We start from the raw sequence: 23,929 nt of genomic DNA, 5'->3' as shown, positions 1-23,929 counted from the left end.
GATGGAGCAGTTCCTCACCTTCGGGATCGTCGGCCTGAGCACCGCCGCCATCTACGCGGTGATCGGCAGCGGACTGGTGCTCACCTACGTCACCACCGGCGTGTTCAACTTCGCGCACGGGGCGGCGGGCATGCTGGCGGCGTTCTGCTACTGGCAGTTCACCGTCGGCTGGGGCTGGCCCGTCCCGGTGGCCCTGGCGGTGGTGCTGCTCGTCCTGGCCCCCGGTTTCGGCCTCGCCGTCGAACGGGTCCTGATGCGGCCCGTGCAACGCCTCGGCGAGGCCGAACGTCTGGTGATGACGGTGGCGCTGCTCAGCGGCGCCATCGCCGCCGCCCGCTGGATCTGGGACCCCAACGTCCCGCGACCGCTGCGGGTGTTCTTCGCCGACCGGGAGCCCTTCCGCATCGGCCCGGCCGCGGTCACCTGGCACCAGGCCCTCACCATGGCCGTCGCCCTGGCGGTCGCGGCGGGCCTGTGGTTCGTGCTGAACCGCACCCGCACCGGCGCCGAGATGCGGGCCACGGTGGACGACCGCTCCCTGGTCCAGCTCACCGGCGCAGACCCGGTCCGGGCCAGCCGGGTCGCCTGGATCCTGGGCACCCAACTCGCGGCAGTCGGCGGCATCCTGATCGCCCCGACCGTCGCCCTCGACGCCTCCCAGCTCTCCCTCCTGATCGTCAGCGCCTACACCGCCGCCGTCTTCGGCCGCCTGCGCAGCCTGCCGCTCACCTTCGCCGGCGCGGTCGTCGTCGGCTGCCTGGAGAGCTACCTCACCGGTTACCTCCCGCAGAACGACTACCTGCCGGGTCTGCGCCTGGCCGCCCCGGCCCTGCTGCTCTTCCTGGCCCTGCTGCTCTTCCGCCACCCCCGGCTGCGCCACCGAGACCGCCGCCTGGTCCAGGTCCAGGCACCGACCCTGCGCGGGACCCTCGTCTTCGCCGCGTCGACCGTCGCCTTCGCCGTGGTCCTCGCCACGGTGCTGGGCGAGGCCGACCTGATCACCTACGGGCCGGTCTTCTCGCTCGGCATCGTCGCCCTGTCGTACGTCCCCCTGGCCGGGTACGCCGGCCAGATCTCACTCTGTCAGCTGAGCATGGCCGGGATCGGCGCGGTCGTCTGGGGGCACCTCGGCTCGCACGGCCAACTGTGGGCGCTGGCGGCGGCGATCGCGGTGACGGCCGCCGTCGGGGCGCTGATCGCGCTGCCCGCGCTGCGGTTCTCGGGTGTGTACCTGGCACTCGGCACGGCCGCGGTGGCGGTCGTCCTCGACCGGTGGATCTTCACCCTGCCGTCGTTCGAGGTGCTCGGGGTGCGGATCGCGTTGTTCGACCAGGGCTCGGTGGAGATGGCGGGCCCCGGTCTCCTCGGCCTACGGCTGGACTCCGCAGGGGAGTTGATGGTCCTCGCCGCGACCTGCCTCGGCCTGGCCTCCCTCGGGGTGGCATGGCTGCGCCGCAGCGGTTTCGGGCGGCGGCTGATCGCGCTGCGCGACAGCGAGGCGGCGTACGCGACCCTCGGCGGCAACCTCCTGGTGGCCAAGGTGCTGGTGTTCGCGCTGGCCGCCGGGATCGCCGGACTCGGCGGAGCCCTGTACGGCATGCAGCAACGGTCCATCACCGCCGAGCAGTTCAACCTGATCGCCGGACTGCCGATCTTCCTGGTTGCGGTGATCGGGGGCCTCGGTGCGGTCGGGGGCGGCCTGTTCGCCGGGACCGCCTTCGTCGGCCCGAACATCCTGCTCGGCCTCGCCTCCTGGACGCAGAACGTCATCAGCGTCCTGCCCGCCCTGGCCGGCATGGGACTGGGCCACAGCCCCGAGGGGATCATCGCCCGGTTCCGCCGCGCGTGGGAGCCCCTCGGCCGCGACCGGATCGCCCTGCCCGCCCTCCTCGCCACCCTGGCGCTGGGCTGGGTGCTACGGCTGTCCGACGTGATCAACGGCTGGACGTTCCTGCTCGGTTCACTGGTTCTGGCGTACGCCCTGCGCGGCTGTGCCGCCGTGCGCCGGGCCCCGAAGACCCCACCGGACGTCCCGGTGGAGTGGTGGGGCGTACGACGCCCCTGGAGTGCGCAGGACGGGGAGGTGCTGGCCCGTGGCATTGCTGGAGGTTAGCGGGGTGACCGTCGCCTTCGGCGGGAACCGCGCGCTGGACGACGTCGGCATGAGCGCCGACCGCGGCCGGGTCACCGGCCTCATCGGGCCCAACGGGGCAGGAAAGAGCACCCTGTTCGACGTCGTGTCCGGGCTGCGCAGGCCCTCGGCCGGACGCGTGGTCCTGGGCGGCCGGGACGTCACCCGCCTCGGCCCCGCCCGCCGCTCCCGGCACGGCCTTGCCCGGACCTTCCAACGCCTGGAACTCTTCGGCCGGTTGAGCGTCCGCGACAACCTGCTGGTCGCCGCGGAACTGGGTCCCGAACGCAGGCGCGCGGCCCGGGCCGCCGACGACATCCTCGAACGGCTCGGCCTGACCGGCATCGCCGACACCTGCGCCGACACCCTGCCCACCGGCGTCGCCCGCCTCGTCGAGGTGGGCCGCGCGCTCGCCGTACGCCCCGGACTGCTGCTCCTCGACGAGCCCGCCGCCGGGCAGGACGGCCGGGAGACCGAACGGTTCGCCGCCCTGCTGCGCTCGCTCGCGGACGACGGCACGGCCGTCGTCCTCGTCGAACACGACATGGGCCTGGTCATGGCCGTGTGCGACGAGGTGTACGTCCTGGACCTCGGCAAGGTCGTCGCCGTCGGCCCGCCCGAGCGGATCCGCACCGACGAAGCCGTGCTGGCGGCCTATCTGGGGGACGTATGAACGCTCTGCTCGAACTGCGCGACGTACGGGCCGCCCACGAGAACATCACCGTCCTGCACGGCGTCGACCTGGCCGTCGCCGCCGGCCAGGTGGTGGCGCTGCTCGGCCCGAACGGCGCCGGCAAGACGACCGCGCTCCGGGTGGCCGCCGGCCTCCACCCGCTCCAGTCCGGTCGACTCCTGCTGGGCGGACGGGACATGAGCGGGGCGATCCCCGCCGAGCTGGCACGGGCCGGCGTCTGCCTGATCCCCGAAGGGCGCGGAGTCTTCCCCAACCTGTCGGTCCGCGACAACCTCCTGATGATGACCTTCACGGGCCGGAGCCGCGCCGAGATCGAGGAGAGGGCCTTCACCCGCTTCCCCGTCCTCGCGCGGCGCTCCGGACAGGCGGCCGGCACCCTCTCCGGCGGCGAACAGCAGATGCTCGCCCTCGCCCGGGGCCTGGCCACCGACCCCGCCGTACTGCTGCTGGACGAACTGTCCATGGGCCTCGCCCCGTTGGTCGTGACCGCGCTGTACGAACAGGTCGCCGAGATCGCCCGGCAGGGCGTGGCGGTGCTGGTCGTCGAACAGTTCGCGGCCGCCGTCCTCGGCATCGCCGACCACGCCGCCGTCCTCGTCCGCGGCCGGGTGGAACGACAGGGCAGTCCCGACAGCGGGCTGCGCGACGAACTGTCCGCCCTCTACCTGGGGAGCTCCGTATGACACCGACCGAGCCGCGCGCGGATGTGAAACCGAAACCGGATGTGTCGCCCCCGGACCCGACATCCACCGAACCCACCTCGGCCCAGTCCCGTGCCGACCGCTTCGTCCGCGACCTCGCCGCCCTCAAGATCCCCGACCCGGCCGCCGCCCGTGCCGGCCTCTGGCTGCGCCTCGGCGGCACGCTGATGGTGCTCGGCCTGGTGCTCGCTCTGTCGGCCTATCTCGTCTCCCACAACACCCAGAACCCGCTCGACCAGCGCGACGGACTCGCCCTCGGCCTCGGCGGGATCGCGGCGAGCGTCGTGGGCGGCGCCCTGTTCCTGCGCTACTCGCTCACCGGTTTCCTGCGGTTCTGGATGGCCCGTCAGTCCTACGACCTCGCCGTGCTCGCCGACCGGCTGTGTGCCGCGTCAAGCGAAAGGGACCCGCACCATGACCGCACCAGCACCGACGCCGCGCCCCGGTGACCAGTTCGCCAGCACGGTCTGCACCACGCGCGTGGTCGTCGTCCGGGCCACGGCCGACCGTCGGCCGGCGATCACCTGCGGAGGCAGCCCGATGGTGCCCGCGGCCGCCGCGCCGCCCGCGCCCGCTCCCGCGCCGGGCATCGCGCCGGTCACGCTCCTCGGCAAGCGCTACGTCGACGCCGACGGCACCTTCGAGGTGCTGTGCACCAGCGCCGGACCCGGTGAACTCGCCTGCGACGGCATCGCCATGACCCTCAAGGCCGCCAAACCCCTCCCCGCGTCCGACTGACCCCGCGTCCGAACTGAAAGGGACTTCGGTGAACAAGGAAGACATGATCCTGATCAGCGTCGACGACCACATCATCGAGCCGCCCGACATCTTCGTGAACCACCTGCCGAAGCGGTACCTGGACGACGCCCCCCGGCTCGTCCACCTCGACAACGGCACCGACGTATGGCAGTTCCGCGACAGCAGGGTCGGCAACTCGGCCCTCAACGCGGTCGCCGGCCGCCCCAAGGAGGAGTACGGCGTCGATCCCCAGGGCCTCGACGAGATCCGCCCCGGCTGCTACGACGTCCACGAACGCATCAAGGACATGAACGCGGGCGGCATCCTGGCCCAGATGAACTTCCCGTCCTTCCCCGGCTTCTCGGCGAGGATGTTCGCCACCGAGGACTCCGACTTCTCCCTCGCCCTGGTCCGGGCCTACAACGACTGGCACATCGACGAGTGGTGCGGTGCCTACCCGGGCCGGTTCATCCCCATGGCGCTGCCCGCCATCTGGGACGCCGAACTGTGCGCCGGCGAGGTGCGCCGGGTCGCGGAGAAGGGCTGTCACTCGCTGACCTTCACCGAGAACCCGGCCGTGCTCGGCTACCCGAGCTTCCACGACCCCTACTGGAACCCGCTGTGGCGGGCGCTGTGCGACACCGACACCGTGATGTCGGTGCACATCGGTTCCTCCGGCCGGCTCGCCATCCCGTCCGCCGACTCGCCGCCCGACGTGATGATCACGCTCCAGCCGATGAACATCGTCTCGGCGGCGGCCGACCTGCTGTGGTCCCGGCCGGTCAAGGACTACCCGGACCTGAAGATCGCGTTGTCGGAGGGCGGCACCGGCTGGATCCCGTACTTCCTGGAACGTCTGGACCGCACCTTCGAGATGCACTCCACCTGGACCCTCCAGGACTTCGGCGGAAAGCTCCCCAGCGAGGTCTTCCGCGAACACTTCCTGACCTGCTTCATCACCGACAAGCTCGGCATCCGGCTGCGTCACGACATCGGCATCGACAACATCTGCTGGGAGGGCGACTACCCGCACAGCGACTCCCTGTGGCCGGACGCCCCCGAGCAGCTCCACGACGTACTGGAGGAGTACTCCGTCCCGGACTCCGACACCGCGAAGATCACCTTCGAGAACGCGATGCGCTGGTACTCCTTCGACCCCTTCACCCACATCCCGCGCGACCAGGCCACCGTAGGCGCGCTGCGCAAGGCGGCCGAGGGCCACGACGTCAGCATCCGATCCAGCAGCCACCAGCTCATCGAACCGGCCGAGAAACTGGAGTCGTTCCGTGCCAAGGCGCGCGCGGCCGTGGCGGCGGCGAGCAAGTAGTGGCGGAGCAAGTAGTGGCGGAGCAAGCAGTGGCGGCGCAAGCAGTGGCGTACGACACCGACTCACCGGTGATGTGATGCCGCCTCCGCAGCAGCCGGGACCCCTGTCGGGTGTCACCGTCGTGGCCCTGGAGCAGGCGGTCTCCGCACCGATGTGCACCCGCGCCCTGTGCGATCTGGGAGCCCGGGTGATCAAGGTGGAGAACCCCGAGGGCGGTGACTCGGCCCGGCACATCGACGACGTGGTGGGCGGCCTGGCCGCCCACTTCGTGTGGTGCAACCGGGGCAAGGAGTCCGTGGCGCTCGACCTCAAGTCCCCGGCCGGGATGCGGATCCTGCACCGCCTGCTCGACCGCGCCGACGTCCTCGTCTCCAACCTCACCCCCGGCACCACCGCCAAACTCGGCATCGCCCCCGAGGACCTGGCGACCCGTCACCCCGGCCTGATCGCGCTGGAGATCGACGGTTACGGCCAGGGCGGCCCGCTCTCCCACAAACGGGCCTACGACCTTCTGGTCCAGGCCGAGTCCGGTGTCTGCGCCGTCACGGGACACCCCGGCGCACCGGCCAAGCCCGGCCCGCCGATCGCCGACGCGAGCACCGGCCTGTACGCCGCGCTGTCGATCCTGGCGCTGCTGTACGCCGGCGAACGCAGGGGCGGGTGCGGCGGCACCGTCGCGGTGAGCTTGTTCGACACGATGACCGAGCTCATGGGCTATCCGCTGACCCACACCCGGCACTCGGGCGTGGAGCAGCAGCCACGCGGCATGGGCTCGCCCGCGGTCGCCCCCTACGGCGCCCACCGCACCGCCGACGGGCAGACCGTCGTCCTCGGCACCACCAACGACCGCGAATGGCAGCGCTTCGCCCGTGACCTGCTCGGGCGGCCCGACCTGGCCGACGACGCACGCCTGCGCACCAACCCCGGCCGGGTCGAGCACCGGGACCTGCTCGACGCTGAGGTCGGCGCCTGGTGCGCCCGGCACGACCTGGCGTACATCCAGCGCTGCGCGGACGAGGCGGGCATCGGCAACGCCCGCTACAACACCCCCCGTGACGTCCTGGCCCACCCGCACCTGGCGGCCCGCGACCGCTGGCGCCGCATCGACACGCCGGCCGGCCCGGTGCCGGCGCTGCTGCCGCCCCCGGTCATCGCCGGTTTCGAGCCGCCCATGGGCGCCGTACCCGCGCTGGGGGAGCACACCGACAAGGTCCTCGCCGAACTCGGCCTCCCGGACGCGGAGATCGCCGAGCTGACGGGGAGGAGCAGGTGACCGACGACCTGCTGTCGAGCGACACCGGGGGCGTCCGGACCCTGACCCTCAACCGCCCGCACCGAAGGAACGCGATCGACCCGGGACTGTGGGCCGCGCTCCGCGGTGCCCTCACCGAGGCCGCGCACGACCGCGCCGTACGGGCCCTCGTCCTCACCGGCGCCGGGGGAGCCTTCTGCTCCGGCGCCGACCTCACGGCCGCCGGCGACGACCACCGGCATCCCCTGGACAAGGTGCGCGACCTGAACGACGTCGCCGTCCTGCTGCACGAACTGCCGGTCCCCACCGTCGCCAAGGTGACCGGCGCGGCCGTCGGCGCGGGCTGGAACCTGGCCCTCGGCTGCGACCTGGTGGTGGCCACACCGGAATCCCGCTTCTCGCAGGTCTTCGCCCGCCGCGGACTGTCCCCGGACTGCGGCGGCTCCTGGCTGCTGCCGAGGCTCGCCGGACTGCAGCAGGCGAAACGGCTCGCGCTGCTGGCCGAGACGATCGACGCCGAGGAGGCGCGATCCCTGGGCCTGGTGACATGGGTCGTGCCGGCCGAGGGGATCGACGCCTTCGTGTCCGACCTGGCGGGACGACTGGCCTTGGGCCCACCCGTTGCCCTCGGGCAGACCAAGGCCCTCCTGAACGAGGCCGCCGGCCGCACCCTGCGCGAGGCGCTCGCCTCGGAGGCCCGCGCCCAGGCGGTGAACTTCGCGACGGCCGACGCACCCGAGGCGTACTCCGCGTTCGCCGAGAAGCGCGAGCCCCGCTTCACCGGCCGATGGCACCGACAGCCCCCTTCGGAGGACACGCCATGACCGAAGCAGTGATCGCCGATGGCCGAGCGACACTGCGGACCACGTGCGCGGGCGGCGGCACGGCCGGCGCCGCGCTCGTCGACCGACAGGGGGCATCGTGCGCCGAGAAGTCTTCGACACCGACCACCAGGAATTCCGCAAGCTGGTGAGGGAGTTCGTGGCCAGGGAGGTCGTGCCGAACTACGCCGCCTGGGAGAAGGACGGCCGTCTGCCGCGATCGGTGTTCGAACAGCTCGGCTCGCTCGGACTGCTGGGCATGGCGATCCCCGAGGAGTATGGAGGGACCGGCCTCGACGACTACCGCTACAACGTCGTCCTGCAGGAAGAAGCGGCCCGTGCCCTGGTCACCCTCGGCACGGTCCGCACCCAACTCGACGTCGTCCTGCCGTACTTCCTCGCCTACGCCGACGAGGCACAGCGCCGGCGCTGGTTCCCCGGGCTCGCCGCCGGGAAGCTGCTCACCGCCGTCGCCATGACCGAACCCGGCACGGGCTCCGACCTCGCGGGCATCCGCACCACCGCCGTACGCGAGGGCGACGCGTATGTCCTGAACGGTGCCAAGACGTTCATCACCGGCGGCCTGCTCGCCGATCTGGTCATCGTGGTGGCGCGCACCTCGACGGACCCCGGCGACCGACGCGGGGGTCTGACCCTGCTGGTCGTCGAGGACGGGATGCCCGGGTTCACCCGGGGACGGGTGCTCGACAAGATGGGCATCAAGGCCCAGGACACCGTCGAACTGGCCTTCGGCGACGTACGCGTACCGGTGGCGAACCGGCTGGGGGAGGAGGGGGCGGCCTTCGGCTATCTGGGCCACAACCTGCCCCAGGAGCGGATGACGGTCGCGGTCGGCTCGGTCGCACAGGCGCGGGCCGCCCTCGACACGACGATCGCCTACGTCAAGGACCGCGAGGTCTTCGGAAAGCCTCTGGCGTCCTTCCAGAACACGAAGTTCGAACTCGCCGCCGTCGCCGCCGAGATCGAGGCCGCCCAGGCGATGCTGGACCGGGCGGTCCTCGAACTGGTGGCGGGTGACCTGTCCGGCCCCGACGCGGCGAAGGTCAAGCTGTTCTGCACGGAGATGCAGGCCCGCGCCGTCGACCGCTGCCTCCAGCTCTTCGGCGGCTACGGCTACATGGCGGAGTATCCGACATCCCGGCTGTACGCCGACGCCCGCATCACCCGCATCTACGCCGGCACGAGCGAGGTGATGAAAGTGATCATCGCCAAGTCGCTGGGGCTGTGAGGCTGTCGCTGGCTACCGCCCGTAGCGTGTCGTCTCCGCCAACTCGGCAGCGCCCTGCATGAGTTGCAGGACCAGCGGGCCGAAGGCCTGCAACTTCTCGTTGTCGCCGGCCCGTTGGTAGCCCTGTTCCAGGACGACGGCCAGCTTCCACTGGGCGAGGACGTCGTAGTAGTCCATGTCGTCGACCTGCCGGCCCGACACCTCGGCGTAGTGCCGGATGAGCGCCGAACGCGACGGCATGCCCGTCAGGTCGACGTACAGGGCGGTGGCCGCCTCGGGCGCGTCGGTGTCCTCGGGCCAGCCGCGGAGCATCCAGGCGAGGTCCAGCTTGGGGTCGCCGACGGTGCCCATCTCCCAGTCGACGATCGCGGCGAGCCTGGCCGGGGCGCCGTGGCGGTACATGACGTTGGCGAACTGGTAGTCGCCGTGCATGAGGCCGGGGACGTAGTCGAGTGGCTTGTGGGCGCGCAGCCACGCGGCGGCGACGTCGAAGCCGGGCAGCTCACGGCCCTTGATCCGGTCCAGGTAGCGGGTCCAGCGGTCGACCTGGCGCTCGTGGAAGCCGTCGGGGCGCCCCAGGTCGTGCAGCCCCTTCGCCCGCCAGTCCACCCGGGACAGCAGGGCGATTCCCTCGGCCAGCCGGTAGGCCAGGCCCGCCCGTGCCGCGAGGTCCGTGTCGAAGGGCTCCGGCCAGCCGCGCACGCCCATGGGGGACCAGCCGTCGACGAACTCCATCAGATAGAACGTCCGGCCCAGCACCGCGGCGTCCGTGCACACGGCGACCGCCTCGGTGTGCGGGACGTCCGTGCCGTTCAGCGCCTCGGTGATCCGCCACTCCCGCAGGATGCCCTCGTCCCGGGCGGCCGGTGCGGCGGGCGGCGGGATGCGCAGGGCGCAGTGGAGTTCGCCGCGGCGGATCTCGTAGATCTCGTTCTGCGCGCCGCCGGAGACGTACCGCTGCTCGATCGGCTCCCCCTTCCCGGGAAGCCCGGACTCGTCCAGCCAGCCGGCCAGCCGCTCGACGTCGATCATCGGCCGACCGCCTCGTCGTCCAGGAACTCCGCGTACTTGGCGCGCGCCGCGGCCACTCGCGTGGGCAGGTACCCGCTGGGCCACAGGTCGTCGCTCGCCTGGTAGCCGCGCAGCACCTGCCGGGCGACCGTGACCTTGTGGACCTCGGTCGGACCGTCGGCGATGCCGAGGACGCTGGCGCCCAGCAGCATCCGGAACAGGGGCATGTCGCCGCTCACGCCGAGCGCGCCGTGGACCTGGATCGCCCGGTGCGCGATGTCGTGCAGCACCGCGGGCAGTTGCGTCTTGACCATGGCGATGTCCTTGCGGACCTTGCGGTAGTCGTTGTACTTGTCGATCTGCCAGGCGGTGTGCAGCACGGCCAGCCGGAACTGTGTGAGCTGTGCGTACGAGTCGGCGATGTGCCCCTGCACGAACTGCTTGTCGGCCAGCACACCGCCCTGCGTCCGACGGCTCAGCGCCCGCTCGCACATCATGTCGAAAGCCTTCCTCGCCAGCCCGATCGACCGCATGGCGTGGTGGATCCGCCCGCCGCCGAGCCGTGTCTGGGCGATCACGAAGGCCTGGCCCTCACCGCCGAGCAGCGCGTCCGCGGGCACCCGTACGTCCTGGTAGTGGACGAGCGCGTGCGAACCGCGTTCCTCGGGCTCGCCCGCGAGAGCGACGTTGCGTTCGATGACGATGCCGGGGGTCTCGGCCGGGACCAGGAACATCGACATGCTCTTGTACGGGTCCCCGTCCGGGTCCGTCACCGCCATGACGATGAAGAAGGCGGCCGTCCTCGCGTTCGAGGAGAAGTACTTCCAGCCGTTGACCACCCAGTGGTCGCCGCTCCGCACCGCCCGGGTGGTGAACTCCTTGGGGTCGGAGCCGGCCTGCGGCTCCGTCATCGAGTAGCAGGAGAAGATCTCGCCGTCGAGCAGCGGGCGCAGATAGCGCTCCTTCTGCGCCTCGGTGCCGTAGTGGGCGAGGATCTCGGCGTTGCCGGTGTCCGGGGCCTGGCAGCCGAAGACGACCGGGGCCCAGGAGGAGCGGCCCAGGATCTCGTTGAGCAGGCAGAGCCTGACCTGTCCGTGGCCCTCGCCGCCGAGTTCGGGGCCGAGGTGCGTCGCCCACAGGCCGTGGGCGCGCACCTCCTTCTTCAGCGGGTCGAGGACCCGGCGGAGGGTGTCGTCGGGCGGTGTGAACTGCAGGCCGTCCCACAGGAGATCGAGGGGCTCGACCTCCTCGCGCACGAACCGGTCGGCCCAGTCCAGCTGAGCCTGATAGTCCGGGTCGGTTTCGAAGTCCCACGACATTGTGTCTCCTTCCGGCGGCTGTCAGAATAGCGTTCTCATGAAAGAGAACACAATTCCCCCGACGCGGAACGACGTTGCGGACCGGATCGCGCAGCGCGCGCTGGCCAGGCGTGGCGCCCACTACGCGTCCGAGGTGCGCGCACTGCTCGACGCCGCGCTGGACGTCATGCGGGGCTGCGGCACCGCGTCCCGGCCGCGCGTCGCCGACATCGTGGCGGCGGCCGGGTTGTCGAACGAGGCGTTCTACCGGCACTTCCCGTCGAAGGACGCACTGGTCGCCGCGATCATGGAGGACGGCGCCGAGCGCCTGCGCGGCTACATCGCCCATCAGATGGCCAAGGAGGCCACCCCGGAAGGCAGGGTGCGGCGCTGGGCGGAGGGTGTCCTCTCGCAGGCGATGGACGAGGAGATCGCGGCGACGACGCTGGCCGTCATGTGGAACGCGGGCAGCGTGGGGGAGCGGTTCACGGCGGGCCCACCGTCGGCCGCCGGCCCGCTGGCGACGCTGCTGCGCGAGCCGTACGCCGAACTCGGCAGCGCCGACCCCGACCTGGACGCGTCCCTCGCCGCGCACGCGACCGTGGGCAAGCTCGCCGACCACCTGTGGCAACGGGTCCGGCCCACTGGTGCCGAGGTCGACCACATCGTCCGGTTCTGCCTGCGCACGGGCACCCGGCCGGGGTGCGACGAAGGGGCGTACTGATGAAAGCCACCGACCAGTTCCACGTCGGCATCGTCGTCGACGACCTCGCGGCGGCGTCGGCCGAGCTCGCGGAGGTGTTCGGGTACGCGTGGTGCGAGGCGATCGGCGCGCCGTCACAGGTCGGCCTTCCGGCCGGTGACGCGGTCCTCGACCTCAGGTCCACGTACTCGATGTCGACGCCCCGGGTGGAGCTCGTCCAGAGCATCCGGGGGACCCTCTGGACGCCCGCCGACTCCGGTGTCCACCACCTCGGTTACTGGTCCGACGACGTGACCGCCGACTCGGCCCGGCTCACCCGGCGCGGCCACCCGCTCGAAGCCCTCGGCACGCGCCCCGACGGCACCCCGTACTGGGCGTTCCACCGCGGGAGCACCGGCCCGCGCATCGAACTCGTGACCCGGGCGCTGCAGCCGGTGCTGGAGCGGTACTGGGCCACCGGAAGGAAGCCCTCGTGACGAAGGAGGAACGGATGACGACCGTGGGGATCGCGACCGGCGCCGGCCGCGGGATGGGGCTGGAGTGCGGGCGGCGACTGACCGGCATGGTGGACCGGCTGCTGCTGGTCGACCTGGACGAGCCGACGGTGACCGCCGCGGCCCGGGACCTGTCGGCCTCCGGGCAGAGAGCTGTGGTCGAGCCCTTCGTCCTGGACGTCACCGACGGCGAGGGCCTTGCCCGGCTCGCCGCCCGCACCCGCGAACTGGGCACCCTCCGGGCCGTGGCCCACGCCGCCGGCATCTCGCCCACCATGGCGGACTGGCGCCGCATCCTCCTGGTCGACCTCGTCGGTACGGCACTGCTGGCCGAGGCGCTGCGACCGCTCGCCACCGAGGGTACGGCGATGGTGTGCTTCGCCTCGATGGCGGCCCACCTCGCTCCCGTCGAGCCGAACCCCGCGGCGGAGTCGGTCCTGGCCGACCCGCTGGACGAGGGCTTCCTCGACCGGCTCCGCGACGAGGTCGGGCCGGCGGTCGAGGACCCTGGCGTGGCCTACACCTGGGCCAAACGCGGAGTGCAGCGCTTCGTCCAGCGGGAAGCGGTACGCCTCGGGCAGGTCGGGGCGCGGGTGTGCGCGGTGTCGCCCGGCATCGTCGCCACCCCGCAGGGGCGGCAGGAGGCGGCCCACCACCCGTCGATGAAGGTGCTGTCGGAGCAGTCGGCCCTCGGGCGGGAAGGCCGCGCCGAGGAACTCGCCGCGGTGGTGGCCTTCCTGCTGTCGGACGAGGCTTCCTTCCTCACCGGCGTCGACATCCTCGTCGACGGCGGGGTGTGCGCGGCACTGTCACTCAGGACGTGAGGGCAACTGGAAGCCGGTCACGATCACCGCGTCGGTGTGGGCCGCCGCGTGCCCCAGGGGCCTGGCCCGAAGGTGACCTACGCCTTCGGCGCGGCCCTCCTCAGCTCACGGTGATGGCGCGCTCGGGGCACATGCCGGCCGCGGAGCGGACCGCTTCCTCGAACTCGGCGGGTACGTCAGGGGTTTCGACCACGGTGTAGCCGGCGTCGCTGAGCTCGAAGACCTCGGGGCACAGGGTGCAGCAGACCCCGTGGCCCCGGCAGCGGTCGTCGTCGACGGAGACCTTCATCAGGCCTCGCCCCACTCCAGGTTCAGATGGGTCAGGCCCCGCAGGATGAAGGTCGGCACGTACGGGAAGCGGCGGGCGTCCGCGGGGCCGTGCACGGACTCGGCGATCCTGATGTCGGACGTACGGTCCAGAAGCCGCTCGATGGCCACCCGGGCCTCGGCGCGGGCCAGCGGTGCGCCCGGGCAGGTGTGGATTCCCCGGCCGAAGGCGAGGTGCCGGCGCACGTTCGCCCGGCCGACGTCGAAGGCCCCCGGATCCTCGAACTGGCGCGGATCGCGGTTGGCGGCCCCGTTCAGCACCATCAGCGTGGTGCCGGCCGGGACGGCGACCCCGCCGACGGTGGTCGCCCGCTTCGACAGCCGGAAGTCGCCCTTGACCGGGCTCTCCGCCCGCAGCGTCTCCTCGACGAAGTTCGGGATGCGCTCGCGCTCGGCGCGCAACAGCCGTTGCGGCTCGGGTCGTTCGGCGAGGAGCCGGAGCGCGGATCCGAGGAGCCGGACAGTGGTTTCCTGGCCCGCCGCGAACAGGTTGGCGGCGACGCGGACCACGTCCGCGACCGCGGGCGTCGAACCGTCCGGGAAGGTCGCGGTGGCCAGGCCCGTGAGCACGTCCTCACGGGGGTCGCGGCGGCGGTCCTCGACGTACGCCGCGAAACGGCCGTAGAGGAACTCCAGCGGCGAGTGGTGCAGCGTGTCGTCGCCGGTGCTCCCGACGCCGGCCTCCGTGCGCGGCCGGTGCTGGATGTGCTCCATGAACTCCTGGCGGTCCTCCTCGGGCACGCCGAGCAGGTCGGCGATGACGAGCAGGGTGAAGGGGCCGGCGAAGCCGCCGATGAACTCGCCCTCGCCCGGGGCGAGATAGGTGTCCAGGAGCCCGTCGGCGAGGTGCCACATGGACGCCTCGTTCTCCTTGAGGCGCTTGGGCGTGATCAGCCGCATCAGCAGCGCGCGGTGATCGGTGTGCCGGGGCGGGTCCATGGTGGGGAGCTGGTCGCTCATGGGGAGTTCGTCGCGGTGCTGTTCGATGAGCTCGCTGACGTCGTCGCCCTCCAGTCCCTCCAGCGGGACCGGGAACCCGGGAAAGGGGCCGGTGACCGAGGTGCACGAGGAGAAGGCCTCGGTGTCGTTGTAGACGTGCACCGCCTCGTCGTACCCGGTCACCATCATCACGTCGTGGTGGTTCTCGCGCTTCACGGGGCACTGTCCGCGCAGGGCGTCGAAGTACGGATAGGGGTCCGCGACGAGCCGCTCGTCCCGGAAGAAGTCCATCGCCTCGAAGTCGGTCACGGTCTGTTCGACTCCTTCTCGTCGGCACCCTGGCGACGAGGAACGGTAGCACAATTCTCCGCATGCTGGAATCTCACCTGCGCATTTGAGAGAGTGACATTCTCGCTTCTTCATCGCCCACCCAGGGAGACCCGTGGAAGAGACCGAGAAGACCGTCGGATGCGTGGGCCTCGGCAACATGGGCAGTGTCCTGGCCGCGAACCTGGTGCACACCGGCCACCGGGTCGTCACGCACGACGCCCTCGGCCCGGCGCGGTCCCCCGCAGGCGCGATACATGTGCCCTCGGTCGCCGAAGTCGCCCGGCGTGCCGACGTGGTGGTGCTCAGCCTCCCCGACGGGGCCGTGTCCGAGAAGGTGGCCCGCGAGGTCCTTGCCGCCGCGGCCCGCCGCGTCCGGTGCGTGGTCGACACCTCGACGATCGGCGTGAGTGCCGCCCGCGCGGTCGCCGCGCTGCTGGCCGAGGAGGGAATCGGTCACGTCGACGCCCCGGTCTCGGGTGGCGTGGCAGGCGCCCGGGCCCGCACTCTCACGGTCATGTACGCGGGCACCGACGAGGCCTGTTCCGGCGCCGAGGGTGTACTGGCCGGTCTGAGCGACCGCCGCCACCGCGTCGGTGAGCGCCCGGGCATGGCCCAGGCGCTCAAGCTCGCCAACAACTTCCTGTCCGCCGTGACCCTCGCCGCCACCAGCGAGGCCGTCGCCTTCGGCCTCTCCGCGGGGCTCGACATGGCCACGATGCTCGACGTGCTGAACGGCTCCAGCGGCCGCAGCGCCGCGACGGACGACAAGTTCCCCCGCCACGTCGTGACCGGGCGCTATGCCGCCGGCTTCACCAACTCCCTCATGGCCAAGGACATACGGCTCTATCTGCGCGAGGCCGGGGAGAAGGGCGGCCCGGTCGCGATCGGGCAGGTCACCGCGGCGCTCTGGGAACGGTTCGCGGCAGCCGAACCCGGGGTGGACTTCACCCGGATCTTCCCCTTCACGGAGGCTTCTTGACTGCCGTTCACAAGCGAGAATACGATTCTCTTTGAGAGAGACGAAGATTATCGCTCCTCCGTACCGTCGACTGAAGGGCCAGACCCCATGGCGCACTTCAAGAAGCCCGACGAGGGCAGCTGGACCGAACACCTCAAGATCGACACGGAGCCGGTCTCGTACGAGGACTCGATCACGCCCGAGCACTACGAGCTGGAGCGGGACGCGATCTTCAAGCGGACCTGGCTGAACGTCGGCCGCGTGGAGCAACTCCCCAAGCGGGGCAGCTTCTTCACCAAGGAGCTGGACGCGGCCGGAACCTCGGTGATCGTGGCGCGGGGCACGGACGACGAGGTGCGGGCCTTCCACAACGTGTGCCGGCACCGCGGCAACAAGCTCGTGTGGAACGACTTTCCGCGCGAGGAGACCAGCGGGGTCTGCCGCCAGTTCACCTGCAAGTACCACGCCTGGCGCTACGACCTCGAAGGCCAACTGGCCTTCGTCCAGCAGGAGCAGGAGTTCTTCGACCTCGACAAGTCGAAGTACGGGCTCCAGAAGGTCCAGACCGACGTCTGGGAGGGGTTCGTCTTCGTGAACCTCGACCCGGAGAACACCACGCCCCTCAGGGAGTACCTGGGCGAGTTCGCCCACGGCATCGAGGGCTATCCGTTCCACAAGATGACCCAGGCCCACAAGTACCGGGCCGAGATCGGCGCCAACTGGAAGCTGTTCATCGACGCGTTCGCCGAGTTCTACCACGCGCCGATCCTGCACGCCGGCCAGTACGTCTCCGACGAGGCCCGCAAGATCCAGAAGTACGGCTACGAGGCGCTGCACTACGACACCGACGGCCCGCACAGCATGGTGTCCTCCTGGGGCGGCATCGCCCCGCCGCACGACCGCACGATGGTCAAGCCCATCGAAGCCGCCCTGCGCAGCGGCCTGTTCGGCCCCTGGGAGGCACCGGACATCGGCCTGGCCACCCAGGAGCTGCCGCCGGCGATCAACCCGACCCGGGACCGGCGCTGGGGCATGGACTCGTTCGTCTTCTTCCCCAACTTCATGCTGCTGATCTGGCGGCCGAACTGGGTGCTGACCTACCACTACTGGCCCACCGCGTACAACACCCACATCTTCGAGGCGACCTGCTACTTCGTCCCCCCGGAGAACGCCTTCCAGCGGTTGCAGCAGGAGCTGGCCGCCGTGTCGTTCAAGGAGTACGGCCTCCAGGACGCCAACACCCTGGAGGCGACGCAGACCATGCTCGAGTCGCGCGCGGTACGGGAGTTCCCGCTCAACGACCAGGAGGTGCTCCTGCGCCACCTGCACAGCACCGCCCGCCAGTACGTCAGCGAGCACCAGCAGCACACCTCCGGCGCCCCGGCCGCGTCCTGACCCGAGGAGATCCTGAGTATGGGAACCGTCTTTCCCCCCGAGTTCGCCGCCCTGGAACCCTTCGCCGACTGGGCCGTCCCCACCGAGAAGGCCCGCTACGCCAAGCGGATCGCCAGCACGATGGACGAGCTCGACGCCTTCTACAACACGGCGTTCCCGCTGCTGGAGTCCGGCACGGACTACCTCCAGCAGGTTTCCATGGACGGCATCTCCGAGCCGGACAAGCGGCTGCTGTGGGCGTTCTGCGCGCTGGTCACCGTCGCCTTCCCGGTGGAGGCCTGGCGCCAGCCCAAGGTCCCCGACACCGGCGCGGCGTGCATCGACGCCGTCCTCGAACCCGCCGTATGACGTCCGTGGGAGCCGCCTGATGCCCCGTCCGCGCACCCCGCAGCCGCCCGTCCGCCTCCGTGCCGCCCGCATGCTCGACGTCGACAAGGGGGAACTGGTCGCCCCCGGGGACCTGTTGATCGAGGGCGAGCGCATCGTCGAGGTCGCGCCCGCCGCCGTCCCGCCGGACACCGTGGAGATCGACCTCGGCGATCTGACCCTGCTGCCCGGGCTGATGGACATGGAGGTCAACCTCCTGCTCGGCGGTCCCGACCACCGAAGTCCCCTCAACCCGGTGCAGGACGACCCCGCCGTACGCACCCTGCGGGCCGTCGCCAACGCCCGCCGGACCCTGCGGGCGGGCTTCACGACCGTACGCAACCTCGGTCTGTTCGTGCAGACGGGCGGGCTCCTGCTCGACGTGGCCCTGCAGAAGGCCGTCGACCTCGGCTGGATCGACGGGCCGCGGGTCGTCCCCGCCGGGCACGCCATCACGCCCACCGGCGGACACCTGGACCCCACGATGTTCCAGGCGTTCGCGCCGCACATCATGCCCCTCACGGTCGAGGAGGGCATCGCCAACGGCGTCGACGAGGTGCGCAAGGCCGTCCGCTACCAGATCAAGCACGGGGCGCGGCTCATCAAGGTCTGCGCGTCGAACGGCGTCATGTCGCACACCGGCCCGGCCGGCGCCCAGCAGTACTCCGACGAGGAGCTGCGCGCGATCGCCGACGAAGCCCACCGCGCCGGACGCAGGGTGGCCGCCCACTGCATGGGGGACCGGGCGATCCGGGCCGCGCTGGACGCGGGCATCGACTGCATCGAGCACGGCTTTCTCGCGAGCGACGAGACCCTCGACCTGATGGTGGAGCGCGGCACGTTCCTGGTGGCGACCACCTACATCGCCGACGGCATGGACGTGTCGAAGGCGGCGCCCGAGCTCCAGGCCAAGGCCGCCGAGGTGTTCCCGCTCGCCAAGGCGACGATCCGGCTCGCCATCGAGCGCGGGGTACGCGTCGCCTGCGGCACGGACGCCCCGGCCATCCCGCACGGCCGCAACGCGAAGGAGCTGATCGCCCTCGTCGACCGGGGCATGACCCCGCTGGCGGCGATCCGGGCCGCCACCACGGTCGCCGCCGAGCTCATCGAGGCGGACGACCGGGGCCGCCTGGAGCCCGGCCTGCTGGCCGACGTCATCGCCGTGCCAGGCGACCCGCTCACGGACATCGGCGTGACCGAGGACGTCCGGTTCGTGATGAAAGGTGGTCAGGTGTACCGCCGCCCGCCCTCTCCGGAGACGGGATCGCTCTGAGCCGACCGCATGATCCAGCCAATCGATCTCTTGTCAGCCGGGTGGCGGGAAAATGTCAGGTTCACAGGGTTCGCTGTCGTGGACTCCCCTCCCCCCACCGAGGAGCGACATGACCAACGCCCTTGCCGACATGCAGGACGAGGCCGTTCCCGACTTCCCGATGCCCCGGGCGGCCGGATGCCCGTTCGCCCCGCCCCCGGAGATGATGAGACTGCACGCCGAGAGCCCGGTCTCCAGGGTCCGGCTGTGGGACGGCAGCGTGCACTGGCTCGTCACCCGCTACGACGACCAGAGGGCCCTGTACGGCGACCAGCGCCTCAGCGTCGACACCGGCAGGCCGGGCTTCCCCTTCTCGAACGAGGCCTTCCGCAACAGCGTCACCCAGGCCCCTGCGTCCTTCCTCAACATGGACGACCCGGACCACGCGCGGATCCGCCGGATGGTGACCGGCGCGTTCACCATCAAGCGCATCGAAGCCCTGCGCCCCACCATCCAGAAGATGACCGACGACCTGATCGACGCGATGCTGGCCGGGCCGAAGCCGGTCGACCTGGTGGAGGCGTTCTCACTGGCGCTCCCTTCGCTGGTGATCTGCGCGCTGCTCGGAGTGCCGTACGAGGACCACGAGTTCTTCCAGGAGAACAGCTCGGTGGGGCTGCGCCGGGACGTGAACCCCGAGGAGGTACGGGCCGCCACGGTGGCGCAGCTCAAGTACCTGGAGGACCAGCTCGACGCGAAGGCCGCCGACCCCGCCGAAGACCTGCTCTCCGACATCGCGGCCAGGATGGACGCCGGCGACCTCACCCGCCTGGAAGCCTCCATGCTCGGCGTTCTGCTCCTCGGCGCGGGGCACGAGACCTCGGCCAACATGATCGCCCTGGGGGTCCTCGCGCTTCTGGAGCACCCCGACCAGCTCGCCATCGTGCGCGACACCGACGACCCGAAGGTCCTCGCGGACGCGGCGGACGAGCTGCTGCGCTACCTGACCATCGTGCACATGGGCCAGCGCCGTCTCGCTCTCGAGGACATCGAGGTCGGCGGCCGGGCCATCCGCGCCGGGGAGGGCATCATCATCCCGGGAGCCACCGGCAACTGGGAGGCCGGCCACTTCCCCGAGCCCGAACGGCTCGACGTCACCCGGGACGCCCGCCGCCACATGGCCTTCGGCTTCGGCATCCACCAGTGCCTGGGGCAGCCGCTGGCCCGCCTCGAGCTCCAGATCGCCTACCAGACGCTCTTCCGCCGTGTCCCGACGCTGCGCCTGGCCACCGACATGGAGAAGCTCCCGTTCAAGGACGACGGCCTCGTCTACGGCGTCTACGAACTGCCGGTGACCTGGTAACGGGCCATCGCTTGCTCCGAGGAGGCCGCCGGTCCGCCTCCTCGGAGCTCACACCTTGCGCGTGATCCCACCGTCGACCCGGACGATCGCCCCGGTGGTGAAGGCCGACGCCGCACTGGCGAAGTGCAGGGCCAGCGGCGCCACGTCGTCCGGCTGCCCGAGCCGGCCCAGCGGCACGAACGAGGCGTCGAAGTCCTCGGCCGCCCACGCCTGGTGCGCGTCGGTGAGGACCGGCCCCGGCAGGATGGCGTTGACCCGCACCTTGGGCGCGTACGCCTCCGCCAGGCCCACGGTGAGGGCGTTCAGGCCCGCCTTGGCGCAGGCGTACGGCAGTTCGTGCACGCTGGCCAGCAGGGATCCGGCCGTGCCGATGTTGATGACCGACCCGCCGCCGTGGTCCGCCATGTGCGTCGCGGCGAGGACCGCCAGGCGGAACGGCCCCTTCAGATTCACCGCGAGGGTCTTGTCGTAGAGCTCCTCGCTCACCGCGTCGAGACTTTCGTAAGTCGGCGACATACCGGCGTTGTTGACCAGGACGTCGAGCCGGCCGAACTCCTCCAGCGTCTCGGCGACGAGCCGCTCGCAGTCGCCCCAGCGGCCGACGTGGCAGGCGACGCCCACCGCACGCCGCCCGGTCGAGGCACGCACCTCCCCGGCCGCCGCCCGGCACGCCTCGACCTTGCGCGAGGCGATGACGACATCGGCGCCGGCCTCCGCCAGCGTCTGCACGATCGCCCGCCCGATGCCGCGCGACCCCCCGGTCACCACCGCCACCTTGCCCGTCAGGTCGTGGAGCTCCGCGAAGGACGTCACGTGCCTCAGCCTCCCTGCATCGTCGTCGGCAGCTCGCGCCGCAGCAGCTTTCCGGTGGGTGTGTACGGCAACTCCGGGCGGAAGACGACCACATCGGGCGTCTTGGAGCCGCGCAGCCGGCCGCGCACCCAGGCGCGCAGGTCCTCGGCGTCGACCGCCGCCCCCGCGCGTACGACCACGAAGGCGGCGATGCGCTCGCCCCACATCGTCCGGCACGCCCACGACGGCCGCCTCGCGCACGGCCGGGTGCCGCAGCAGGACGTCCTCGACCTCCGCGGGGGCGATGTTCTCCCCGCCGCGGATGATGGTGTCGTCGGCGCGCCCCTCGACGAACAGGTAGCCGTCGTCGTCGAAGCGGGCGAGATCGCGGGTGCGGAACCACCCCTCGGCGTCGAGCAGCGGGGCGGCGCCCCGGTACTCCCCGGACACCTGCGGCCCGCGCACCCACAACTCGCCCGGAGTCCCGGGCGGCAGTACGGCACCGGTCTCGTCGCGGATCTGCGCCTGAACGCCCGGGACCATCCGCCCGGCCGAGCGCAGCCGGTCGCGGGTCACCGGATCGTCGGAGTCGAGGGCCGAGCGGTGCTCCTGAGGGCCCAGCAGGGCGATGGTGGAGCTGGTCTCGGTGAGGCCGTAGGCGTTGGTGAAGCCGGTGCCGGGAAAGGCGCGCAGGGCGGTCTCCAGGACCGCGTGCGGCATCCGGGCGCCGCCGTACGCCAGTGAGCGCAGCGTGGGCACGTCGGCCGGCCGGCCCTCCAGGTGCTCCACGATCCGGGCCAGCATGGTCGGCACGAGCATCGCGGAGGTGACCCGCTCGGCGCGCACCAGCCGCAGCCACGTGCCGGGATCGAAGGCGGCGAGGTGCACCATGCGCCGCCCGGCGTGGAGATTGCTGAGCACCGAGCCGACGCCCGCGACGTGATACGGCGGAACGCTGCTCAGCACCGCGTCGTCCGGCCCGGCCGAGGCGAACTCGACGGTCTGCAGGACGTAGCTGGTCAGATGGCGGTGGCGCAGGACGGCCGCCTTGGGCGCGGCCGTCGTGCCGCTGGTGAACAGCAGCACCGCCGGGTCGTCCGCAGAGCCCTCCAGCCCTTCGGCCGGCTCGGCCGCGAGCCCTTCCTTCAGCAGCGCATCCGGCGTACGCACGTCGATCCCGGTGCCCGCGAAGACATCCGCCAACCCCTCGTCGGCGACCACCATCGGCCTTTCGGTGTGCCCCAGCAGCGCGGTCAACGCCTCCGCGGACAGGCGGTAGTTGACCGGCACGAGCGGCACGCCTGCCAGCGCGGCGCCGAACAACAGCACAGGAAATGCTGGGCCGTTGACCCCCGCGAACACCAACTCCCGTGCACCCGCGTCGTGGACGACGGCCGCCACGCCCGCGGCCGTCCGCCGCAGTCGCGCACAGGTCGTACCGGAGCCGCGGGGGCCGACGGCCACCCGGTCGGGGGCGTCGGCCACGGCCATGTCGAGCAGCGTCGCGATGTTCAAGGCGAGGTCTTCCTTTCTCGACGGTCGCGAACGGTATTCTACGTATCAGGAAACCTCATTCTCCAGAGGGGGCGGCCCGTGGATTTCGAGCTGACCGAGCAGCAGGAGGACATCCGCGCGGGCGTCCGCGAACTGGCGGCCTCCTTCGGCCCCGGGTACTGGGCCGCGCAGGACGAGAGGGGAGAGTTCCCCTGGAGCTTCTACGACGCCTTCGCCAAGGCGGGCTGGCTGGGCATCGCGGTGCCCGAGGAGTACGGCGGCGGAGGACTCGGCGTGCTGGAGGCCTCGCTCCTGCTCGAAGAGGTGGCCGCCTCGGGAGCCGGGATGAACGGCTGCAGCACCATGCACCTGACCATCTTCGGCCTCAACGTCCTTGCCCGGCACGGCAGCGAGGCACTGCGCCGCGAGGTCCTGCCGCACGCCGCCTCCGGCGAACTGCACGTCTGCTTCGGGGTCACCGAGCCCGACGCCGGCACCGACACCACCAGCATCTCCACCTTCGCCCGCCGCGACGGCGACCACTACGTCATCGACGGCCGCAAGATCTGGATCACCAAGGCGGGCGACTCCCAGAAGATGGTGCTGCTGGCGCGCACGACACCGCGCGCGGAAGTCGACAAGCCGACCAGGGGAATCTCCGTCTTCCTGGTCGACGTCGACCGCACCGCCATGGACATCCGGCCCATCCCCAAGATGGGACGCAACGCGGTGGCCTCCAACGAGATCTTCATCGACGGCCTACGGGTCCCGGCGAGCGCCCGGATCGGCGAGGAGGGCGAGGGATTCCGCTATCTGCTCGACGGCCTCAACCCCGAGCGCATCCTCCTCGCCCACGAAGCCGTGGGCCTCGGCCGCGCCGCCCTCGACGCGGCCACCCGCTACGCCGGGGAACGCGTCGTCTTCGGCCGCCCCATCGGCCAGAACCAGGGCATCGCCTTCCCCCTGGCCGAGGCCCTGACCCGGCTCGACGCGGCCCGGCTCATGGCCCGCAACGCCGCCTGGCGCTACGACCGCGGGCTGGAGTGCGGACGCGAGGCGAACATGGCCAAGTTCCTCTGTGCCGACGCGGGTTTCCAGGCCGCGGACCGGGCCGTGCAGACGCTGGGCGGCATGGGATACGCCCGCGAGTACCACGTCGAGCGGTACTTCCGTGAGTCCCGGCTGCTGCGGCTGGCCCCGATCAGCCAGGAGATGGTGCTCAACTACGTGTCCCAGCACGTGCTGGGGCTGCCCAGGTCGTACTGACCCGGACAGCCCCGGCCCGAACGGGTTCAGCCCTTGCGGGTGTTGATCTCTTCGGTGAGCTGGGGGACGACGTCGAAGAGGTCGCCGACCACGCCGTAGTCGACGAGGTCGAAGATCGGGGCCTCGGCGTCCTTGTTGATCGCCACGATGGTCTTGGAGGTCTGCATGCCGGCCCGGTGCTGGATCGCGCCGGAGATGCCGGAG

Annotated in this window: 23 protein-coding genes and 2 pseudogenes; 18 read left to right on the top strand and 7 right to left on the bottom strand. The window is 71.3% G+C overall.

The annotated features are described in order from the left end of the window. Window position 1: 1 nt before the first annotated feature. The 9 genes from ADK57_RS34870 (at window position 2) to ADK57_RS34830 (ending at window position 8,913) form a co-directional block, all read left to right on the top strand. Entirely contained in the window at window positions 2-2,113 is a 2,112-nt protein-coding gene (locus ADK57_RS34870) for an ABC transporter permease subunit (protein ID WP_053753673.1), read from the top strand. Between the two features lie 4 nt (window positions 2,114-2,117). Beyond that, window positions 2,118-2,804 (top strand): ABC transporter ATP-binding protein, encoded by a 687-nt coding sequence (locus tag ADK57_RS34865; RefSeq protein ID WP_199830749.1) that lies wholly within the window; start codon window positions 2,118-2,120, stop codon window positions 2,802-2,804. Then, window positions 2,801-3,508 (top strand): ABC transporter ATP-binding protein, encoded by a 708-nt coding sequence (locus tag ADK57_RS34860; RefSeq protein WP_053753671.1) that lies wholly within the window; start codon window positions 2,801-2,803, stop codon window positions 3,506-3,508. Before ADK57_RS34865 ends, ADK57_RS34860 begins: the two co-directional genes overlap by 4 nt. Further along, window positions 3,505-3,975: a hypothetical protein gene (locus tag ADK57_RS34855; RefSeq protein WP_234390502.1), complete on the top strand. Its 471-nt coding sequence runs from the start codon at window positions 3,505-3,507 to the stop codon at window positions 3,973-3,975. Before ADK57_RS34860 ends, ADK57_RS34855 begins: the two co-directional genes overlap by 4 nt. Beyond that, on the top strand, window positions 3,941-4,264 hold the full coding sequence (locus ADK57_RS34850; RefSeq protein ID WP_053753670.1) for a hypothetical protein: 324 nt from the start codon (window positions 3,941-3,943) through the stop codon (window positions 4,262-4,264). The genes ADK57_RS34855 and ADK57_RS34850 overlap by 35 nt, the downstream gene beginning before the upstream one ends. A gap of 28 nt (window positions 4,265-4,292) precedes the next feature. Beyond that, window positions 4,293-5,591, top strand: coding sequence for an amidohydrolase family protein (locus ADK57_RS34845; protein WP_078973518.1), 1,299 nt, complete (start codon window positions 4,293-4,295; stop codon window positions 5,589-5,591). A gap of 76 nt (window positions 5,592-5,667) precedes the next feature. Then, window positions 5,668-6,864, top strand: a complete 1,197-nt coding sequence (locus ADK57_RS34840) for a CaiB/BaiF CoA transferase family protein (RefSeq protein ID WP_053753668.1) — start codon at window positions 5,668-5,670, stop codon at window positions 6,862-6,864. Further along, on the top strand, window positions 6,861-7,667 hold the full coding sequence (locus tag ADK57_RS34835) for an enoyl-CoA hydratase/isomerase family protein (protein ID WP_053753667.1): 807 nt from the start codon (window positions 6,861-6,863) through the stop codon (window positions 7,665-7,667). The genes ADK57_RS34840 and ADK57_RS34835 overlap by 4 nt, the downstream gene beginning before the upstream one ends. Window positions 7,668-7,764: 97 nt before the next feature. After that, a complete protein-coding gene (locus tag ADK57_RS34830) occupies window positions 7,765-8,913 on the top strand; it encodes an acyl-CoA dehydrogenase family protein (RefSeq protein ID WP_053753666.1) in 1,149 nt (382 codons plus the stop codon). Window positions 8,914-8,925: 12 nt separating this feature from the next. Here ADK57_RS34830 and ADK57_RS34825 read toward each other — a convergent pair whose 3' ends face one another. Beyond that, window positions 8,926-9,945: a phosphotransferase family protein gene (locus tag ADK57_RS34825; protein WP_053753665.1), complete on the bottom strand. Its 1,020-nt coding sequence runs from the start codon at window positions 9,943-9,945 to the stop codon at window positions 8,926-8,928. Next, a complete protein-coding gene (locus tag ADK57_RS34820) occupies window positions 9,942-11,243 on the bottom strand; it encodes an acyl-CoA dehydrogenase family protein (RefSeq protein WP_053753664.1) in 1,302 nt (433 codons plus the stop codon). Before ADK57_RS34820 ends, ADK57_RS34825 begins: the two co-directional genes overlap by 4 nt. A gap of 37 nt (window positions 11,244-11,280) precedes the next feature. Between ADK57_RS34820 and ADK57_RS34815 the strand changes: the two genes are divergently transcribed. Genes ADK57_RS34815 through ADK57_RS34805 form a run of 3 tightly spaced genes read left to right on the top strand, consistent with a single transcriptional unit; the run spans window position 11,281 to window position 13,243 of the window. Next, a complete protein-coding gene (locus ADK57_RS34815) occupies window positions 11,281-11,946 on the top strand; it encodes a TetR/AcrR family transcriptional regulator (RefSeq protein WP_053753663.1) in 666 nt (221 codons plus the stop codon). After that, window positions 11,946-12,401 (top strand): VOC family protein, encoded by a 456-nt coding sequence (locus tag ADK57_RS34810; RefSeq protein ID WP_053753662.1) that lies wholly within the window; start codon window positions 11,946-11,948, stop codon window positions 12,399-12,401. Before ADK57_RS34815 ends, ADK57_RS34810 begins: the two co-directional genes overlap by 1 nt. Next, complete coding sequence (locus ADK57_RS34805) at window positions 12,398-13,243, top strand: SDR family oxidoreductase (protein ID WP_234390501.1); 846 nt, start codon at window positions 12,398-12,400, stop codon at window positions 13,241-13,243. The genes ADK57_RS34810 and ADK57_RS34805 overlap by 4 nt, the downstream gene beginning before the upstream one ends. A gap of 100 nt (window positions 13,244-13,343) precedes the next feature. Here ADK57_RS34805 and ADK57_RS34800 read toward each other — a convergent pair whose 3' ends face one another. Further along, window positions 13,344-13,532, bottom strand: coding sequence for a ferredoxin (locus ADK57_RS34800; protein WP_053753661.1), 189 nt, complete (start codon window positions 13,530-13,532; stop codon window positions 13,344-13,346). Next, window positions 13,532-14,818 carry a cytochrome P450 gene (locus ADK57_RS34795; protein ID WP_053753660.1) on the bottom strand — a complete coding sequence of 429 codons (1,287 nt, stop codon included), beginning with the start codon at window positions 14,816-14,818 and terminating at the stop codon, window positions 13,532-13,534. Before ADK57_RS34795 ends, ADK57_RS34800 begins: the two co-directional genes overlap by 1 nt. Window positions 14,819-14,951: 133 nt before the next feature. Between ADK57_RS34795 and ADK57_RS34790 the strand changes: the two genes are divergently transcribed. The 5 genes from ADK57_RS34790 (at window position 14,952) to ADK57_RS34770 (ending at window position 20,173) form a co-directional block, all read left to right on the top strand. Beyond that, window positions 14,952-15,818 carry an NAD(P)-dependent oxidoreductase gene (locus ADK57_RS34790; protein ID WP_199830747.1) on the top strand — a complete coding sequence of 289 codons (867 nt, stop codon included), beginning with the start codon at window positions 14,952-14,954 and terminating at the stop codon, window positions 15,816-15,818. Window positions 15,819-15,905: 87 nt separating this feature from the next. Continuing rightward, window positions 15,906-17,192, top strand: coding sequence for an aromatic ring-hydroxylating oxygenase subunit alpha (locus ADK57_RS34785; protein WP_053753659.1), 1,287 nt, complete (start codon window positions 15,906-15,908; stop codon window positions 17,190-17,192). Between the two features lie 18 nt (window positions 17,193-17,210). After that, complete coding sequence (locus ADK57_RS34780) at window positions 17,211-17,540, top strand: hypothetical protein (RefSeq protein ID WP_053753658.1); 330 nt, start codon at window positions 17,211-17,213, stop codon at window positions 17,538-17,540. 19 nt (window positions 17,541-17,559) lie between these two features. Then, a complete protein-coding gene (locus tag ADK57_RS34775) occupies window positions 17,560-18,831 on the top strand; it encodes a metal-dependent hydrolase family protein (RefSeq protein WP_053753657.1) in 1,272 nt (423 codons plus the stop codon). A gap of 109 nt (window positions 18,832-18,940) precedes the next feature. Then, window positions 18,941-20,173: a cytochrome P450 gene (locus ADK57_RS34770; RefSeq protein ID WP_107091717.1), complete on the top strand. Its 1,233-nt coding sequence runs from the start codon at window positions 18,941-18,943 to the stop codon at window positions 20,171-20,173. 48 nt (window positions 20,174-20,221) lie between these two features. On the opposite strand, the gene ADK57_RS34765 is transcribed toward ADK57_RS34770, so the two are convergent. Next, entirely contained in the window at window positions 20,222-20,947 is a 726-nt protein-coding gene (locus ADK57_RS34765; protein WP_267890796.1) for an SDR family NAD(P)-dependent oxidoreductase, read from the bottom strand. A 44-nt stretch (window positions 20,948-20,991) separates the two neighbouring features. Continuing rightward, window positions 20,992-22,456 (bottom strand): annotated as a pseudogene (locus tag ADK57_RS34760) (class I adenylate-forming enzyme family protein). Window positions 22,457-22,558: 102 nt separating this feature from the next. Between ADK57_RS34760 and ADK57_RS34755 the strand changes: the two are divergent. After that, entirely contained in the window at window positions 22,559-23,725 is a 1,167-nt protein-coding gene (locus tag ADK57_RS34755; protein ID WP_053753655.1) for an acyl-CoA dehydrogenase family protein, read from the top strand. Window positions 23,726-23,751: 26 nt separating this feature from the next. On the opposite strand, the pseudogene ADK57_RS34750 reads toward ADK57_RS34755, so the two are convergent. After that, window positions 23,752-23,929, bottom strand: a pseudogene (locus ADK57_RS34750) (electron transfer flavoprotein subunit alpha/FixB family protein); the annotation flags it as partial.

The sequence above is a fragment of the Streptomyces sp. MMG1533 genome (assembly GCF_001279775.1).
Taxonomy (GTDB): Bacteria; Actinomycetota; Actinomycetes; order Streptomycetales; family Streptomycetaceae; genus Streptomyces.
This window is presented reverse-complemented; position numbering and strand designations above follow the sequence as displayed.